At 63.5% G+C, this 600-nt stretch carries 2 protein-coding genes; both read left to right on the top strand.

Going from position 1 to position 600, the window contains the following annotated elements; translation table 11 throughout:
• Positions 1 to 294 (top strand): toprim domain-containing protein (locus QD357_RS32830; RefSeq protein ID WP_414126167.1); only part of this gene is annotated, 294 nt, incomplete at its 5' end.
• A 126-nt stretch (positions 295 to 420) separates the two neighbouring features.
• Positions 421 to 600 (top strand): DUF1419 domain-containing protein (locus tag QD357_RS32825; protein ID WP_414126166.1); only part of this gene is annotated, 180 nt, incomplete at its 3' end.

The raw sequence follows: 600 nt of genomic DNA, 5'->3' as shown, positions 1-600 counted from the left end.
GTTTATCTCAGCACGGGTGGCGGCTGGTCGCCGACCACGGAGGCGGCKATGCGGGCGTTGGCTGCGAGATCTGGCGTCCAAGTGGTTGCGGCGACCGACGCCAATCCCCAGGGCGACATGTTTGCAGAACGATTGCGGGCGCTCGCCGACAATGCAGGCTGCGACTGGACGCGGCTTCGRCCGACCGAGGAGGATTGGAACGAAACCCTGAAAATCAKGGAGAGGGAAAAGAAGGATGGAGAAGGCGTGCCGCATGCGCGCCGCCCGCGTCAAGGGAGGCTTCGCCCGGCTTAAGCCGGCCCTTGACCCCGGCAGCTGCGATGCCGGCGGCCCGGAAGGGGTCATGAAGGACTGAAGAGGAAGGCAAGGTCGTAGGGACCGCGCCGCGCTTCGGTCCAGAACCTCTGAATGGAGCCGCAGATGAACCCCTCTCCCGCAATCCGAAAAGTCTTCCATGGCATCGCAAATCGATCGCAAATGTTCCGCATGTTCGACCGTCATCTCCAACGACCCGACCGCTGGGACGGCGACGCGACGCCTCTCCACGCCGGCGAATGGTTCGAGATTGGCGAGGCCGAGCACGACTATATGTTCGAGATC

The organism is Rhizobium sp. BR 317, from assembly GCF_047445835.1.
Lineage (GTDB): Bacteria > Pseudomonadota > Alphaproteobacteria > Rhizobiales > Rhizobiaceae > Rhizobium > Rhizobium paranaense.
This window is presented reverse-complemented; position numbering and strand designations above follow the sequence as displayed.